This window comes from Diaphorobacter sp. J5-51 (assembly GCF_001023515.1).
Lineage (GTDB): Bacteria > Pseudomonadota > Gammaproteobacteria > Burkholderiales > Burkholderiaceae_C > Diaphorobacter > Diaphorobacter nitroreducens.
The window spans coordinates 1-17,326 of sequence record NZ_JSYI01000080.1 but is presented as its reverse complement, the minus strand read 5'-3'; the positions used below and the strand labels follow the sequence as shown (position 1 = coordinate 17,326).

Here is a 17,326-nt window from a genome sequence, read left to right as displayed (position 1 = left end):
GTGACCTCCCCCTGTGTGGGTTGTGACTTTTTTTATGCCACCAGGCGCCAGGGCAGCGCCTCGCCCGCGCGCAGCGGCTTGAGCGCGGCTTCGCCGAAGGCGAAGCTGTCGGGCGGCGTCCAGCTCTCGCGGCGCAGCGTGACCGTGCCCGTGTTGCGCGGCAGACCGTAGAACGCCGGGCCGTGGACGCTGGCAAAGCCTTCCAACTTGTCCAGCGCGCCCGCGTTGTCGAAGGCTTCGGCATACATCTCGATGGCGGCGTGCGCGGTATAGCAGCCCGCGCAGCCGGTGGCATGCTCCTTCAGGTGCGCGGGGTGCGGCGCGCTGTCGGTGCCCAGGAAGAACTTGTCGCTGCCGCTGGTGGCCGCTTGCACCAGCGCCTGGCGGTGCACCTCGCGCTTGAGCACGGGCAGGCAGTAGTAGTGCGGGCGGATGCCGCCGGTGAAGATGGCGTTGCGGTTGTACAGCAGGTGGTGCGCGGTGATGGTGGCGGCCGTGAAGCGGCCAGCCTCCTTCACGTACTGCGCCGCCTCTTTCGTGGTGATGTGCTCGAAGACGATCTTCAGTTCGGGGAAGTCGCGGCGCAGCGGAATGAGTTGCTGCTCGATGAACACCGCCTCGCGGTCGAACAGGTCGATGTCGCTGCTGGTCACCTCGCCATGCACCAGCAGCAGCAGACCCGCCTTCTGCATGGCCTCCAGCGTCTTGTAGGTCTTGCGCAGATCGGTCACGCCCGCGTCGCTGTTGGTGGTGGCGCCTGCGGGGTAGAGCTTGGCGGCGACCACGCCCGCATCCTTGGCGCGCGCGATCTCGTCGGGCGGCAGGTTGTCGGTGAGGTAGAGCGTCATCAACGGCTCGAAGGCCACCCCCTCCGGAACGGCGGCGAGGATGCGCTGCTTGTACTCAGCGGCCTGCTGCGCCGTGGTCACCGGCGGTCGCAGGTTGGGCATGATGATGGCGCGGCCGAACTGCGCGGCCGTGTGCGGCACCACGGTGCGCAGCGGCTCCCCGTCGCGCACGTGCAGGTGCCAGTCGTCGGGGCGGGTGATCGTGAGGGTGTCGGTGGTGGCGGTCATGGACCGCATTGTCCCATCCACTACGTGCGCAACACGCGCAAAAAAGAGCCCCGGCGCCGTAGCGGGCCGGGGCAAACCCCGTAGTAGGGGCGAGGGGTAAGCAAAAGAGAGCCGTAAAAGAGCGGGAGGAAACGGTGCTCAGCAGCCCGACGGGCGGTTGGGCCGCATGGGGATCACGCCTGAAACCGTCACCCGGGCGCCCGAGCCGTCGGTGGCCGTCAGCGTCTTGTTGACCAGGCGGATGCGATCGGTGTCGCGCACCACGGCCACGTCGCTCCAGCCGTCGTCGGCGCGGAACTCGCGGTCCATGAAGGTGAAGAAGGCCTCGTACACCGACGTGGCATCGGGCCGGTAGCGGATGTCGCCAAACGCCTGGCCGCTGCCGCCCACGCGGTTGGCACCGTCGAAGCGGAAGGTGCACACCTCGGGATAGGAGCCGATGGGGTTCTTCTTGTCCACATCGGTGAGGTTGATGTTGCCGTCGCCATACACCCCGTTGAGGCCGTCCACGGTGGATCCGGTGACGGTCAACACGCCCAGTTGGTCGCTGGGCGTGGGATCGTCGTCGTTGCCGCCGCCGCAGGCGCTGAGAAGAAGGGCAGTGGCGGCCACCGCCGCGGCGCAGGAGGTTCTGACAAAGGTATTCATGGCGCTGTGTGCTGTTGGGGGTTGAACACCGCCAGCAACGCGTGCTGGCAACATGGGTTCGATCCTAGAAAGCGCGCCCGGGGGCGGCGTGTGAGCCACGCACGCCGCACCCTGTAGGAAAAGCCCCCGCGGCCCGGTCAGCGCGCCAACACCGACGCCAGCGCCTTGCCGGTGTGCGTGCCCTGGCGCACCAAGTCCTCGGGCGTGGCTGCGGCCACGATGCGCCCGCCGTCCTTGCCGCCTTCGGGGCCCAGGTCAATGATCCAGTCGGCCTCGGCAATCACGTCCAGATCGTGCTCGATCACGACCACGCTGTGGCCGCCGTTCACCAGGCGGTGCAGCACCTGGATGAGCTTGTGCACGTCGGCCATGTGCAGGCCCACGGTGGGCTCATCCAGCACGTAGAGCGTGTGCGGGCTTTTCTGCCCGCGTCGGCCTACGTCGTCGCGCACCTTGGTGAGCTCGGTCACGAGCTTGATGCGCTGTGCCTCGCCGCCGCTGAGCGTGGGGCTGGGCTGGCCCAGCGTGAGGTAGCCCAGGCCCACGTCCTTCAAGAGCTGCAGTGGGTGGGCTATGCCGGGCATGCTGGCGAAGAACTCCACGGCCTCGTCCACTTCCATCTGCAGCACGTCGCCGATGCTTTTGCCGCGCCAGGTGACGGCCAGCGTCTCGGGGTTGAAGCGCGCGCCGTGGCAGACCTCGCAGGGCACCTTCACATCGGGCAGGAAGCTCATTTCGATGGTGCGCACGCCCTGCCCTTCGCAGGCCGGGCAGCGCCCCTCGCCGGTGTTGAAGCTGAAGCGCCCGGGCGCATAGCCGCGCGCCTTGGCCTCCAGCGTCTCGGCGAACAACTTGCGGATGGTGTCCCAGAAGCCGATGTAGGTGGCGGGGCAGCTGCGCGGCGTCTTGCCGATGGGCGTCTGGTCCACCTCCAGCACGCGGTCCAGGGTCTCGAAGCCCGACAGGCCGGTGCAGCCGGCCAGCGGCGGCGCCTTGCCCGCATCCATGGCGTCGCGCCCGGCCTTGGTGGCGCGCTGGCCCACCCAGGCGGCCACGTTGGCCAGCAACACGTCGCGTGCCAGCGTGGACTTGCCCGAGCCGCTTACGCCCGTGACGGCCACCAGGCGCTGCAGCGGCACGCGCGCGGTGACCTGCTGCAGGTTGTGCAGGTGCGCGCCGTGCACGGTGAGCCAGCGCAGGGGTTCCGCATCGTTTTGGCCTCCAGCGCCCGCCGGATGGGCGCCATCAGCTACTTTTTCAATAGCATCTACCGGACGACGCGCCTGCAGCGGGTGGCGCATGGCATGCAGCAGGTAGCGGCCGGTCTGCGAGTCCGCAGCCGCCTGCACGTCGGCCACCGTGCCCTGGGCCACCAGGCGCCCGCCGCGCTTGCCCGCGCTGGGGCCGATGTCGATGATGTGGTCGGCGCGGCGGATGGTGTCCTCGTCGTGCTCCACCACCACCAGGGTGTTGCCCTTGTCGCCGAGCTTGTGCAGGGCGTTCAGCAGGATCTGGTTGTCGCGCGCATGCAGGCCGATGGTCGGCTCGTCGAGCACGTAGCACACGCCCTGCAGGTTGCTGCCCAGCTGCGCCGCCAGGCGGATGCGCTGCGCCTCGCCGCCGCTGAGCGTGGGCGCGCCGCGGTCCAGCGTGAGGTAGGACAGCCCGACTTCCTCCAGGAATTCCAGACGGCTCTGGATCTCGGGCACAAGGTCGCGCGCAATCTCCGCCTCGCGCCCCGACAGCTGCAGCCCGGCGATCCACTGCCGCACCTCGGCCACCGACAGGCGCGCCACCTCGGTGATCGGCGTGCCGGCGAACCGCACGGCGCGCGCCACCGGGTTCAGGCGCGTGCCCTGGCAGGTGGGACAGGCGGCGTCGGCCACGTCCTCCACTTCGGGCTCGGCAAAGGTTTGCTCGCGGCCGCGGTTGTCCTCCGACTGCACGGAGTCGTCCAACACCTTGCGCTGCGCCGATGTCAGCTTGACGCCCGTGCCCACGCAGTCGGGGCACCAGCCATGCTTGCTGTTGTAGGAGAACAGGGAAGGCTGAAGCTCGGCATAGCTGGTAGCGCACACGGGGCAGGCGCGCTTGGTGGAAAACACCTGCAGCCGCCCGATGTGCGCCGTGGGCGCTCCGTCCTGCAGCGCCTGCTGCAGGCCGTCCAGGCCGCTCAGCACATGCACCACGCCCTTGCCCAGCTCCAGCGCCTTGGACAGTTGCGTGCGCAGCGTGTCTTCATGCTCCGGCGACACGTCCACGCTGGCCACGGGCAGCTCAATGGTGTGCTCCTTGAAGCGGTCGATGCGCGGAAAGCCCGCGGTCGGCAGGAAGTGGCCGTCCACGCGCAGGTGGGTGTAGCCACGCGGGCGCGCCCAGTCGGCCAGTTCGGTATAGACGCCCTTGCGGTTCACGACCAGGGGCGCGAGCAGGCCGATGTGCTGGCCGCGGTAGTCGCGCAGCAGTTGCGCGGCGATGCTCTCGCTGGTCTGTGGCTGCACCGCCGCGCCGTCGTGCACGCAGTGCTGCACGCCCAGCTTCACATACAGCAGGCGCAGGAAATGCCACACCTCGGTGGTCGTGCCCACGGTGCTCTTGCGCCCGCCGCGCGACAGGCGCTGCTCGATGGCCACGGTGGGCGGTATGCCGTACACCGCGTCCACCTCGGGCCGCCCGGCCGGCTGCACGATGCTGCGGGCGTAGGCGTTCAGGCTCTCCAGGTAGCGGCGCTGGCCCTCGTTGAACAGGATGTCGAACGCCAGCGTGGACTTGCCCGAGCCGCTCACGCCCGTGATCACGTTGAACCGGCCGCGAGGAATGTCCAGCGTGAGGTGCCGCAGGTTGTGCTCACGCGCGTTCACGATCTCTATGGCGTTTTTGGCCTCTGGCGCTTTTCCATCCAGCGCGAGCAGCTTCTCTTTTCGTAGCACCGCCTGCTGCTCGTGCACCGAATGGCCGCCCTCGCCCAGCGCCAGTTCGTACTCGCGCAGCGCTTGCGCGGTGTGCGACGTGGGGTGCTGGCGCACCTCCTCGGGTGCGCCCTCGGCCACCACCTGGCCGCCGGCGTCGCCGCCTTCGGGCCCCAGGTCGATGAGCCAGTCGCTGGCGCGGATCACGTCCAGGTTGTGCTCGATGACGATGAGCGAATGCCCCGCGTCCAGCAGCTTGCGCAGCGCGCGCATGAGCTTGGCGATGTCGTCGAAGTGCAGGCCGGTGGTGGGCTCGTCGAACAGGAACAGCGTGCCCTTGCGGGCCAGCGGCTGGCGCGACTTGGCCTGGCTCCGGGCCGCCTCGGCCAGGAAGCCCGCCAGCTTCAGGCGCTGCGCCTCGCCACCGCTCAGCGTGGGCACGGGCTGGCCCAGCTTCACGTACTCCAGCCCCACGTCCACGATGGGCTGCAGCGCGCGGATCACCTCGCGGTCTTTCGCAAACAGCTCTGCCGCCTCGTGCACGGTGAGATCCAGTACGTCCGCCACGTTGAACAGCCTGCCACCGCGTTCGATGCGCACCTCCAGGATCTCGGGCCGGTAGCGCTTGCCGTCGCAGTCGGGGCAGCGCAGGTACACGTCCGACAGGAACTGCATCTCCACATGCTCGAAACCCGAGCCGCCGCAGGTGGGGCAGCGCCCGTCGCCCGAGTTGAAGCTGAACTTGGCCGCGGTGTAGCTGCGCTCCCGGGCCAGCGGCGCCACGGCGAACAGCTCGCGGATGGCATCCCACGCACCCACATAGCTCACGGGGTTGGAGCGCGCCGTCTTGCCAATGGGCGACTGGTCCACGAACACCACGTCGCTCAGGTGGTCGGCGCCCAGCAGGCGCTCATGCGCGCCGGGCGTCTCCGTGGCCTTGCCGAAGTGGCGCATGAGCGCGGGCGCCAGCACGTCCTGGATCAGCGTGGACTTGCCCGAGCCCGACACGCCGGTGATGGTGACCAGGCGCTGCAGCGGGAACTCCACGCTCACATCGCGCAGGTTGTGCTCGCGCGCACCCTCCAGCACCAGGCGCGGCGTCGCATCCGTCACCAGGCGCTTGAGCCCGGTGCCGATCTGTTTGTGCCCGCCGAGGTACTGGCCGGTCAGCGTGGGCGCGCGGCGCAACTCGCCCACCGTGCCGTCGAACACGATCCGTCCGCCGCGCTCGCCGGGCCCCGGGCCGAAGTCGAGGACGCGGTCGGCCGCGAGCATCACGGCGGGGTCGTGCTCCACCACCACCAGCGTGTTGCCCGCGTCGCGCAGGCGCAGCATGGCCTCGGTGATGCGGTGCATGTCGCGCGGGTGCAGGCCGATGCTGGGCTCGTCCAGCACGAACAGCGTGTTCACCAGCGAGGTGCCCAACGCCGTGGTGAGGTTGATGCGCTGCACCTCGCCACCCGACAGCGTGCGGCTTTGCCGATCCAGCGTGAGGTAGCCGATGCCCACGTCGCACAGGTACTTGAGGCGCGTGGCGATCTCGTCATGCAGCAGTTGCAGCGCCTGGCGATCGCCAGCCTGAGAGTCGTTTTGGCCTGTAGCGCTTACCTGGAGAGCGCCACCAGCTATTGAAACAGGAGCATTCTGCACACGCGCCATGCGCGCGAAGAAGCACCGCAGGCGGTCGATGGGCAGCAACATCAGGTCGTGCAGGCACAGGCCGGGCAGCGCCTCCAGCTGCGCGCGCGTCCAGGCCACGCCCTGCGGCAGGAAGCGCTGCGCGGGGTCGAGCACGGCATCGGCGTCCTCCTTGCTGCCCAGCCGCCACAGCAGGCTCTCGGTCTTCAGGCGCGCGCCGGCGCACACCGGGCATGGCGTGTAGCTGCGGTACTTGGACAGCAGCACGCGGATGTGCATCTTGTAGGCCTTGCTCTCCAGGTACTCGAAGAAGCGGCGGATGCCGTACCACTGCTTGTTCCAGTTGCCGTTCTTGAAGCCGGGTGTGCCTTCGATCACCCAGTGCTTTTGCTCCGCGGTGAGCTTGTACCAGGGTGTGTCGCGCGGGATACCGGCGGCCTCGGCGTGGCGCATGAGGTCGTCCTGCGCTTCTTTCCAGGCGGGGGTCTGGATGGTCTTGATCGCACCGGCGCGCAGCGTGAGCTTGTCGTTGGGAATGACCAGGCCGTAGTCCACGCCGATCACGCGGCCGAAGCCCCGGCAGGTGTCGCAGGCGCCCACGGCGGAGTTGAACGAGAACATGGACGCGATGGGCTCGGCGTAGCGCAGGTCGCTCTCGGGGCAATGCAGGCCGGTGGAGAAGCGCCACAAGTCTGCTTCGCCATCGTCCCGCAGGCGATAGACATTGAGCCGCCCCCCGCCGCGCTTGAGCGCGACCTCGATCGCCTCGACCGCGCGCGCGCGCTCCACGTTGCCCATGCGAAAGCGGTCGGCCACCACGTCCAGCAGCTTGCGCGGGCCGGTGGGCGTGGCCACCTCGCGCTCGGCCTGCACCTTGGTGAAGCCACTGGCCGACAGCCATTGCTCCAGCTGTTCCGCGGTGGTGCCCGCGGGCAGTTCCACGGGAAAAGTGAGCACGATGCGCGGGTCGCCCTCGGCGGCGCAGCGCCGCTGCAACTCGGCATGGATGGTGTCCGGCGAATCGTGGCGCACGGGCAGCGCCGTCTCGCGGTCGAAGAGTTGGCCAGCGCGCGCGAACAGCAGCTTGAGGTGGTCGTTCAGCTCGGTCATCGTGCCCACGGTGGAGCGCGACGAGCGCACGGGGTTGGTCTGGTCGATGGCGATGGCCGGGGGCACGCCCTCCACCTTGTCCACGGCGGGCTTGTCCATGCGGTCCAGGAACTGGCGCGCGTAGGCGCTGAAGGTCTCCACATAGCGGCGCTGGCCCTCGGCATACAGCGTGTCGAACACCAGGCTGGACTTGCCGGAGCCGCTGGGGCCGGTGACCACGGTGAGCTCGCCCGTGCGGATGTCCAGGTCGATGTTCTTGAGGTTGTGCTGGCGCGCGCCGTGGATACGGATCAGTCCCTGGGTCATGAGCGGGTCTTTCTGCAATGAGGCGGAACATTCTAGGGACGAGCCGGATTCCGCATCGACCGGGTGGACACCACACCACAGCCGGTCACGCAGGTGATGGCGCATCCGGCCCTATCCGTTAGACTGCGCCGCACCAACAACCAAAGAGAGGAGACGCCATGCAGCCATGGCATAAATGGGGGGCCGCCCTGGTCCTGGGCGCAACGCTGGGCGCAAGCCATGCACAGATCCTGGTGGGGCAGACGGCCGGGTTCTCCGGCCAGGTGGCCGCAGGGGTGCAGGAGACCACGCAGGGCGCCAAGCTGTTCCTGGACGCGGTCAATGGCAAGGGCGGCGTGCACGGGCAGAAGATCGAACTGATCTCGATGGACGACAAGTTCGACCCCAAAACCGCCGGCGAGAACGCGCGCACGCTGATCGAGGACAAGAACGTGCATGTCATGTTCCTCACGCGCGGCACGCCCCACACCGAATCCATGATCCCGCACCTGGACAAGCATGGCGTGGCCCTGGTGGGCCCGTCCACGGGCGCCATGGTGCTGCACCAGCCGGTGCGCAAGCACATCTTCAACGTGCGCGCCACCTACCAGCGCGAGGCCGAGAAGGCCATGACCCACCTGGCCTCGATGGGCATCACGCGCATCGCCGTGCTGTATGCGGACGACAGCTTCGGCGCCGATGGCGTCACGGGCGCGCAGAAAGGCCTGACCCAGGCCAAGCTGCAGCCCGTGGTGCTGGAGAAGTTCAATCGCGCCAAGCCGGACTTCACCCCGCTGGTGGCCAAGATCTCCCAGGCGCAGGCCCAGGCCGTCCTGATGGTCGCCTCGGGCACGTCGGTGGTGGATGGCTACAACGCGCTGCGCCAGGCGGGCTCCACGGCACAGGTGGTCACGCTGTCCAACAATGCCTCGGGCGGCTTCATCAAGAGCCTGGGCGAAAATGCCCGCGGCGTGATCGTCACGCAGGTCTACCCGAACGAGCGCAGCCTGACCTTCCCGCTGGTCAAGGAAGCCATCGACCTGGCCAAGGCCAAGGGAATGACCGAGGTCAGCCCGGCCATGCTTGAAGGTTTTGCCGCCGCCAAGGTGCTGGTCGAAGGCCTGCGCCGCGCCGGCCCGAAGCCGTCGCGCGAGAAGATCCAGACGGCCTTGGAATCCATCCAGAAGTTCGATCTGGGCGGACTGGACATCTCCTACGGCCCCGACGACCACACGGGCCTGGATTTCGCCGATCTTTCCATCATCGGCACGGACGGCAAGTTCCGCCGCTGAAGCCCTTTTCGTGAGGTCAGACGCCGCCCGGGTGATCGCGCGGCGTCTGCGGCACGTCATTCCAGCGTAGGCTGCCGCCGATACACTCGCCCCTGCTCGCACTCGCGCGCAAATACACAGGGAAGAGACACCTCATGAAGACACATTGGAAGAAGTGGGGCGCAGCGTGCGCCCTGGCGGTGGTCAGTGCGGCCTCATCATTGGCCCACGCGCAGTTGCTCGTGGGTCAGACCGTCGGCATCACCGGGTCCGCGGCGGCAACCGTCAAGGAATCGATGCTGGGCGCGTCGCTGTACCTGGACCACGTCAACGCCCGCGGCGGCGTGAACGGGCAGAAGATCGAACTCGTCGCGCTCGACGACAAGTTCGACCCCAAGCTGACGCAGGACAACGCCCGCACGCTCATCGAGGACAAGGGTGTGCTGGCACTGTTCATGACGCGCGGCACACCCCACACCCAGGGCATTGTTGCGCTGCTGGACAAGTACGGCGTGCCGCTGGTGGGGCCCTCCACGGGCGCGATGGCGCTGCACCAGCCCGTTTCCCGCAATATCTTCAACGTCCGCGCGCCCTACCAGCGCGAGGTGGAGAAAGCCATCGCCCACCTTGCGCTGCTGGGAGTTCAGCGCATCGGCATCGTGCATGTGGACGACGCCTTCGGCCAGGACGGCCTGGCCGGTGCGCAAAAGGGCCTGCAGAACAACAAGCTGCCCGCCTTGTTCGTAGAGAAGTTCGACCGGGCGAAGCCCGATTTCTCAGCCATCGCCCCGCGCGTGCGTGCGCAGGATCCCCAGGCCGTCATCTTCATCGGCACCGGCGCGGCGGTCGTGGACGGCATCAAGGCACTGCGCGCGGCCGGCGTGGGCGGGCAGATCGTCACGCTGTCAAACAATGCGTCGGGGGGCTTCACCAAGGCGCTGGGCGACCAGGCCCGCGGCGTCATCGTCACGCAGGTCTTTCCGTCCGAGCGGTCGCTGAACTACCCGGTGATCAAGGAAGCCCTGGAATTGGCGAAGGCGCAGGGGCTGAAGGAACTCACTCCGGCCATGGTCGAGGGCTTCGTGAACGCCAAGGTGCTGGCCGAGGGCCTGCGCCGCGCCGGCCCCAAGCCGGACCGTGCACGGCTGCACGCGGCCCTGGAAAGCCTGAGCAAATTCGACCTGGGGGGCTTGGAGCTTTCCTACAGCGCAAAGGAACACTCGGGGCTGGACTTCGCCGACCTGTCCATCATCGGAGCGGACGGCCGATTCCAGCGCTGAGCGGGCCGTAACGCTACGGCGGCGGAGTCCACCGCCCCATCCAAAACGCGGAGCCTGGCTCCGCGTTTTGGATGGGTGGGGCCGGTTCACTGCGCTGCGCTGGCGCCGGATGCGGGAGCAGCTGCGGACTCGGGCACGTGCGTCGCTTCCACCCCATGCTTTTCACCGCTCATGTCCACCTGGTCTCCTGCCTTCATGATCACGAACAGCATGATCACTGCGAACACCACGAAACCCACCACGATCTTCCACATGCTCATCTCCTGAAAATTGTTGTCGACGGAAAAGGGCGGCACCAATAAAAAAGCCTCACACCATCGTGTGAGGCCTGTCTGATCGCAAGCCCGACTCCATTGAATCAGGCTTGCATTGCAGGCAGCTTACGCTGCCGGTGCATCAGAAGTTGTGGCGAACGCCCAGCGCCAGCGAGCTGAAGTCCTGGCCAGCAGCGCCCGTCATGTAGGTAGCACCTGCCTTGTTGTCCACCTTCGTGTAGAAAGCGTACACCTTGGTGCGCTTGCTGAAGTTGTAGTTGTAGCCCAGGGTCCACTGCGTAGCGGAGCTGTCGGCAATGTCGCTCCACTTGCCAGCGCGGCCCACGTTCACGTGGAACTCGGAAGCACCCATCATGTAGGCGCCCGCCAGGCGGAAGTTGTTGCGGTTGCCTGCGCCCGTGGCGAGGAGCTGGTTGTCGTCCTTGTTACGCTGGTAGTAGCCACCCACGACGAACTGGCCGAAGGTGTACAACGCGCGCAGGCCCAGCTGGCGATTGCTGTCCACTTGGCTGTAGCCGGCGCCCAGGTTCAGCGCGCCGATGTTGTAGTTGGCAGCCAGGTCATAGCCATTCTTTTGCGGAATGGCAGCGTTTTTCTCATGCAACGAGACGGAAGCGTCCACCGTCAGCCCACCGAAGCTGGGCGTGCGATAGCCGATCTTGTTGGTGGTGCTCAGGCCGCCGAACCACACGGGATCGTAGTACAGAGCGTCCGAAGACGTGCCCGTGTCATGGTTGTGCATGCTCACGTAGTCGGCCGTAGCGTAGTACGACTCGGGCGTGAAGTTGCCCAGGCGGATCATGCCGAAGCCGCCGGACAGGTTCACTTCGCTCTGGCGGGCGAAAGTCATGCCGGTGGTGGGGTGGGTCCAGCCCGAGCCCGTGCCGGTATCGGAGTTGAAGCCGCTTTCCAGCTGGAAGCCGGCCTTCAGGCCGCCGCCCAGGTCCTCAGTGCCCTTGAAGCCGAAGCGCGAGGAGTTGTTCTGCATGACGGTGTTGCTGGTACCGCCGACCTTCTGGCGTTCCACCGACGTGTTCACGCGGCCGTACAGGGTCACGCTGCTTTGCGCGAAAACAGCGGAAGTACCCAGCAGAGCCAGGGTAGCGAGCAGCAAACGACTTGGTTTTTGCATTTGAGTTCCTTGAATGCTTGTGTCCATCAGTTGTGGTAGGCACAGCTCGCCGCCCGCAGGGAGCCGATTAGCACAATGTGCAGCTACGGCGCAAATTCTAGGTGTAACCATCTGGGCCAACACAGAGGAAAGTCCCGCCTGTAATACCCCTGACGTATTGCCGCCACACTTTCGCACAGGCAAAGGTGTGGCGGCAGGGCTTAGTCAGGGAAAACCCTGACAAAAGAGCGGAACGAGGTCAGTCGTTGGCGTAAATGTCCACGTCCTTGGTTTCGCGGATGAACAGCGTGCCGATCACTGCCGTCATGCCGGCGATGATGATGGGGTACCACAGGCCGTTATACATATTGCCGGTGGACGCCACGATGGCGAACGATGTCGTGGGCAGCAGGCCGCCGAACCAGCCATTGCCGATGTGGTACGGCAGGCTCATGGAGGTATAGCGGATGCGCGTGGGGAACAGTTCCACCAGCATGGCCGCGATGGGGCCGTAGACCATGGTCACCAGGATCACCAGATACGTCAGGATGACGATCATCATCACCTTGTTCATCTTGGCGGGATCGGCCTTGGAGGGGTAGCCGGCGAGCTTCAGGTCTTCGGCCATCTCCTTCTTGAAGGCGGCGATGGCCTTCACGCTTGCCTCGTCGAACTTGTGGTTGACCACGGTGCCGCTGGGTGCCGTAACGACTTTGTCGCCGATCTTCACCACCGCCTGGGAGCCAGGTGCGCCTGCGGCGTTGTCATAGCTCACCGAGTTCTGCACCAGGTAGCGCTTGGCGATGTCGCAGGAGCTCTTGAAGTCGATCTCGCGGGCCACGGGGTTGCCCTGGAACGAGCAGGTGGCGGGATCGGCGGTCACCACGACACCCGCTGTCGCCTGGGCCTTGGCCAGGTCGGGGTTGGCGGCTTCCGTCAGCATCTTGAAGGCCGGGAAGTAGGTCAGCACGGCCAGCACGCAACCCAGCATGATGATGGGCTTGCGGCCGATCTTGTCGGACAGCGAGCCGAACACCACGAAGAACGGGGTGCCGATCAGCAGCGCGGCAGCGATCATCAGGTTGGCCGTGACGGCATCCACCTTGAGCTGCTGCATCAGGAAGAACAGCGCATAGAACTGGCCCGTGTACCACACCACGGCCTGGCCGGCCGTCAGGCCGATCAGCGCCAGGATCACGATCTTCAGGTTCTTCCATTGACCGAAGGACTCGGACAGCGGCGCCTTGGAGGTCTTGCCCTCGGCCTTCATCTTCTGGAAGGCCGGCGACTCCGACAGCGACAAACGGATCCACACGGAGATGGCCAGCAGCAGGATGGACACGATGAACGGGATGCGCCAGCCCCAGTCATTGAACACGGGCTCGCCCAGTATGGTGCGGGTGCCCAGAATCACCAGCAGCGACAGGAACAGGCCCAGCGTTGCGGTGGTCTGGATCCACGACGTGTAGGCGCCGCGGCGGCCGTGTGGCGCGTGTTCGGCCACGTAGGTCGCCGCACCACCGTATTCACCGCCCAGCGCCAGGCCTTGCAGCATGCGCAGCGTGATCAGGATGACCGGTGCCGCGATGCCGATGCTGGCGTAGTTGGGCAGGATACCCACGATGAACGTGGACACGCCCATGATCAGGATGGTCACCAGGAAGGTGTACTTGCGGCCGATCATGTCGCCCAGGCGGCCGAACACCAGCGCGCCGAAGGGGCGCACCAGGAAGCCCGCGGCAAAGGCCAGCAGCGCGAAGATGAAGGCGGCACCGGCATCCAGGCCGCTGAAGAATTGCTTGGCGATGATGGCCGCCAGCGAGCCGTAGAGGTAGAAGTCGTACCACTCGAACACGGTGCCGAGGGACGAGGCGAAGATCACCTTCTTTTCTTCCGCCGACATCGGTCGGGCGGCAGCGCCGGGGCGGCCGGCGTATGCAGTGCTGGTAGCCATGAATGCTGTCTCCTGCTTATTGGGATGGAATCGAAAATGCGCGTAAGAAAGCGCGAAAAACCGACGATCTGAAGCACTCTGCGGTGCTTGCGACGCAATATCGGGCCGCCATCTGACCGAAAGCTGACATGCGCCAAACGCTGCCGCCACCCCAGTCTTACGGCCATCTGACAAACTCCGTGGCAACCCGCAGATCGTTTTTCTTGATGCGAAAAATTGGACTGCGCGAGGCTGCGGTGAGTCCCGCGCACGGCACCAGACACGGGTAACCCCGCAGTTTTTCGCCAGGGTTTGCCCTCCCTAGGACAAACCCTTGACGCATGACAAACCCATACCCGCCGCACAGTGCTGGGCACGGCCCCATGCAAAAAGGCGCCGCAGAACGCTGTCTGCGGCGCCTTGGAACGCCTGCCGCGGCCCCGTCGGCCGCCGCCGAGGAATGCGCTTCAGCGCACGGAAGGCAGGCCCGATGGCACCGCGGGGGCCGCATCCCATGCCGGCCCATCAAACCACGCGTCGCCGTCCAGGTAGGCGCGCAACATGGGCAGGCTGTCGAGCCCCCAGAACAGGCGCCCCTCCACCTCAAAGGCCGGCACGCCAAACACGCCACGGGCCGACGCCTCGTCCGTGTTCGCGCGCAGCAGGGCCTTGGGCAGGGCGCCCGCGCCTTCGGCGTCGGGCCGCAACTGCTCTGCCAGGGCCTGCGCCAGCACGTCCAGGCGCGCGGGGTCCAGCGCATCCTGCCCGCCCAGCCAGACATGCCGCAGCACGGTGCCGGCGACATAGCGGTTGACCGTGCCATCGTCGCTGCACGCCAGCGCCTGGCGCAGCAACGGCAGCGGATTGAAGGGGTGGCGCGCCGGCATGTCCAGACCGCAGCCCAGCGCATGGCCCAGCCAGGTGGCGTGCCGGTACGTCCAGTCGCGCTTGGGCGGCACGCCGGCCGGCCCGGGGTTGGCATGCTGCTGCAGCAGCGCGCCCAACAACACCGGCTTGTAGTGCAGGTGGTAGTTCAGCCCCTCCAGTACCTGCGGCAGCCGCTCGAAGGCCAGCCACGCGTACGGCGAGACGAAATCCAGGTAGAACGTGATGTGCTTCATGCCAGTGGCTCCAGCTCTTCGGGAAGGTCCACCCCCGCGCGTTGCAATGCGGCGGTCCAGATCGCGCGGCGCGCGGCGCCATCGGCTTGCGACCAGGCGCGGATCTCGTCGATCGTACGGAAGCACCCCTCGCAATGGCTGCGGTCGGCCGTCATGCGGCAGACCGACACACAGGGCGACGGAACCGGCTCCTGGGAATTTAAGCCAAATTGGCCTCTAGCGCTTATTTCACCAGCGCGAGCAGCTATCAATTCAGAAGCATTCACTGCGGCGTCGCTCATGCGCTGACCTCCTGCACCACGTCGGCCACCGGGGCACCGGTGAGCCGCTGCAGATCGTGCGGGCTCAACTGGAACACGCCGTGGGGATGGCCGGCGGCAGCCCAAATCACATCGAAGCGGAACAGCTCGCGGTCGATGAGGGTGACAGGCGCGGTGGAATGGGCCACGGGCGAGACGCCGCCGATGGCGAATCCGGTCTTGGCCTTGACGAATTCCGCGTCGGCGCGGCCCGTCTTGCCCACGAGGGCGTCGACCTTCTTCTCGTCCACGCGCCGGTCACCGGAGGTAACCACCAGCACGGCTGCGTCATCGCTCTTGCGCCGGAAGATGATGCTCTTGGCGATCTGCCCCAGCGCCACGCCCAGCCCGTCAGCCGCCTGCTGCGCGGTGCGCGCGGCGTCGTCAAGCATGCGCGGCGCGTGGGGGTGGCGCAGGCGCTGCAACTCGGCAGCCACCCGCTGGGTGCTTTCAGGTAATGCGTGCATAACAGGGCAATGCGGGGCCTGGGACGGCGAAGCGCACGCACGGATGCGGAGTGCCTCGGCGCAGCCACAAGCCCCAGGCGGGGTTACAGCGTGATAGCTGCCATCCATTGTCCATGAACCTGCTTCGCGCCTGCCTGCTCTTGTGGCTTCTCGTCGGCAAACTGGCCTGGGCCGGTGGCGCCCCTGCGGTGCTGGACGATCACCGCAAGGGCCTATCGCTGGGAAGCACCGGCCAGCTTTTTTGGCTCGTGGACGACCTGGGCACCCTCACCATCGACGATGTGCGCGCAGCGGCTACCGACGCGCGCTTCGGCCCGCCCCCCCGCATGCCGCTGCGCGGGGCCACACCGGCCTACCACTGGTTCAAAGTGGTCCTGGAGCAGCGCGCGGCCAGCGGCGACTGGGTGCTGGCCACCCAGACCACGTCTTTGCAGGACGTGCGGTTCTACGGCCCGTTCGATGCGTCGGGCACGGCGCTTGCGCCGCCAGTGCATACGGGCCTGGCGCAGCCCTTCGCCACGCGGCCCCTGGGCAGCGAGCGCTACCTCATGCGCCTGCAGCCCCCGGGCCCGGGCACCTACACGGTCTACGCCCGGCTGTACAGCGAGACGGCGCCGTCCTTCGACCTGTCCGTCTGGGACACGGCCGAATACCTGCAATGGCGCCAGCACAAGCGGCTGTTCGACGGCATCTGCTACGGCATCCTGATCGCACTGCTGGTCTACAACCTCACGCTCGTGGGCATCTTTCGGGACACCACGTACACCTTCCACGTCGGCCAGTGCATCTTCGCGCTGTTGACGCTGGCCACCTTCAACGGCCACACGGCCCATTACCTGTGGGGCGACGCGCCGTGGTGGCAGGAGCGCAGCTATTTCGTATTGCCCAGCCTGTGGCTGTTCTTCGGCGCGCTGTTCACGCGCAGTTTCCTGGACACCCGGCAGACGCCCTTGATGGACGGAGTGCTGGTGGCAATCGGCCTGCTGGCGGCGCTCACCGCCGTGCTCGGCGGGCTCGGGCAATTTGCCATCGCCCAGACGCAGAACGAACTGCTGGCCAGCGCCGGCATCGCGGCCGCGTCGCTCGCGGCCATTCTGGTGCTGCGCCGGGGCTTCACGCCCGCGCGCTGGTACCTGGGCGCGCAGGCGCTGCTGTTCGTCACGGTGGCCGGCGTGGTGCTGAGCAACTGGAAGGTGATCGACGCGCCCTTCATGCTCGCCAACGGCCTGCAGATCGGCGTGGCGGCCGAGATGGTGGTGTTCGCCGTTGCGTTGAGCACCCGCATCGACAGCCTGAACGCCTCCCAGATCGCCCTGCGGCTGCGCGCGGACCATCTGGCCAAGGCCGCGACCACCGACCCTCTCACGGGCCTGACCAACCGCATGGGGCTGACCCAGGGCGCAACGCAACTGCTGTCGGAAGGGGGCACGCACGCCCTGCTGCTGCTCGACCTGGACCGCTTCAAACCCATCAACGACACCTATGGCCATGACGCCGGCGACGAGGTGCTGCGCGCCGTTGCCACACGGCTGCAGACGCACACGCGGTCCGGCGACATCGTGGCCCGGCTGGGCGGTGACGAGTTCGTGGTCATGCTGGCCCACGCGCCCGCGGGCGACGCCCTGACGGCGCTGGTCAAGCATCTGGAGCTGGCTATCTGCCAGCCGGTGTACTTCCAGCACCAGGAACTGTGCGTGGGCGGCAGCACGGGCGTTGCGCACAGCCCGCAGGACGGCCCCACGCTGACGGAGCTGATGCGCTGCGCCGACCAGCGCATGTATCAGGCCAAGCAGGCGCACAAGGACGCGGCGCAGCACCCGGCAGCGCCGGCTCTGCCGTTGGCCTGACGCCGGCTGGCCGCTTGTATCTTTAAACCAGACCAGCGCGGTAGAGTCTGAACGCC

General features: G+C 67.0%; 12 protein-coding genes. 3 read left to right on the top strand and 9 right to left on the bottom strand.

All coding sequences use genetic code 11. From position 1 onward, the window contains the following. Positions 1-32: 32 nt before the first annotated feature. The 3 genes from pyrC to uvrA all read right to left on the bottom strand — a co-directional run bounded on the left by pyrC (position 33) and on the right by uvrA (position 7,687). A complete protein-coding gene (pyrC, locus tag OX89_RS11440) occupies positions 33-1,076 on the bottom strand; it encodes a dihydroorotase (RefSeq protein ID WP_047350716.1) in 1,044 nt (347 codons plus the stop codon). A 138-nt stretch (positions 1,077-1,214) separates the two neighbouring features. Next, positions 1,215-1,724 carry a hypothetical protein gene (locus OX89_RS11435; protein WP_041836103.1) on the bottom strand — a complete coding sequence of 170 codons (510 nt, stop codon included), beginning with the start codon at positions 1,722-1,724 and terminating at the stop codon, positions 1,215-1,217. A 137-nt stretch (positions 1,725-1,861) separates the two neighbouring features. Beyond that, the gene (gene uvrA, locus OX89_RS11430; protein WP_047350706.1) at positions 1,862-7,687 is read right to left on the bottom strand and encodes an excinuclease ABC subunit UvrA; all 5,826 of its coding nucleotides are present in this window, start codon (positions 7,685-7,687) and stop codon (positions 1,862-1,864) included. A 158-nt stretch (positions 7,688-7,845) separates the two neighbouring features. Here uvrA and OX89_RS11425 point away from each other — a divergent pair, with 158 nt between their 5' ends. Beyond that, positions 7,846-8,958: an ABC transporter substrate-binding protein gene (locus tag OX89_RS11425; RefSeq protein WP_047350705.1), complete on the top strand. Its 1,113-nt coding sequence runs from the start codon at positions 7,846-7,848 to the stop codon at positions 8,956-8,958. A gap of 134 nt (positions 8,959-9,092) precedes the next feature. Then, complete coding sequence (locus OX89_RS11420; protein WP_047350704.1) at positions 9,093-10,217, top strand: ABC transporter substrate-binding protein; 1,125 nt, start codon at positions 9,093-9,095, stop codon at positions 10,215-10,217. A gap of 86 nt (positions 10,218-10,303) precedes the next feature. Here OX89_RS11420 and OX89_RS18840 read toward each other — a convergent pair whose 3' ends face one another. From OX89_RS18840 to OX89_RS11390, 6 genes are all read right to left on the bottom strand, one after another. Then, positions 10,304-10,471, bottom strand: a complete 168-nt coding sequence (locus OX89_RS18840; RefSeq protein ID WP_172734575.1) for a hypothetical protein — start codon at positions 10,469-10,471, stop codon at positions 10,304-10,306. 142 nt (positions 10,472-10,613) lie between these two features. Continuing rightward, entirely contained in the window at positions 10,614-11,624 is a 1,011-nt protein-coding gene (locus OX89_RS11410) for a porin (RefSeq protein WP_047350703.1), read from the bottom strand. Between the two features lie 238 nt (positions 11,625-11,862). Then, entirely contained in the window at positions 11,863-13,557 is a 1,695-nt protein-coding gene (locus tag OX89_RS11405) for an MFS transporter (RefSeq protein ID WP_047350702.1), read from the bottom strand. A gap of 446 nt (positions 13,558-14,003) precedes the next feature. Continuing rightward, the gene (locus OX89_RS11400; RefSeq protein WP_047350701.1) at positions 14,004-14,657 is read right to left on the bottom strand and encodes a 2-hydroxychromene-2-carboxylate isomerase; all 654 of its coding nucleotides are present in this window, start codon (positions 14,655-14,657) and stop codon (positions 14,004-14,006) included. Beyond that, positions 14,654-14,938: a DUF1289 domain-containing protein gene (locus OX89_RS11395; protein WP_047350700.1), complete on the bottom strand. Its 285-nt coding sequence runs from the start codon at positions 14,936-14,938 to the stop codon at positions 14,654-14,656. The genes OX89_RS11400 and OX89_RS11395 overlap by 4 nt, the downstream gene beginning before the upstream one ends. Then, positions 14,935-15,423: a YbaK/EbsC family protein gene (locus OX89_RS11390; RefSeq protein WP_047350699.1), complete on the bottom strand. Its 489-nt coding sequence runs from the start codon at positions 15,421-15,423 to the stop codon at positions 14,935-14,937. The genes OX89_RS11395 and OX89_RS11390 overlap by 4 nt, the downstream gene beginning before the upstream one ends. 113 nt (positions 15,424-15,536) lie before the next feature. On the opposite strand from OX89_RS11390, the gene OX89_RS11385 reads away from it, so the two are divergent. Continuing rightward, entirely contained in the window at positions 15,537-17,270 is a 1,734-nt protein-coding gene (locus OX89_RS11385) for a diguanylate cyclase (protein WP_084002051.1), read from the top strand. The last annotated feature ends 56 nt before the right edge of the window (positions 17,271-17,326 follow it).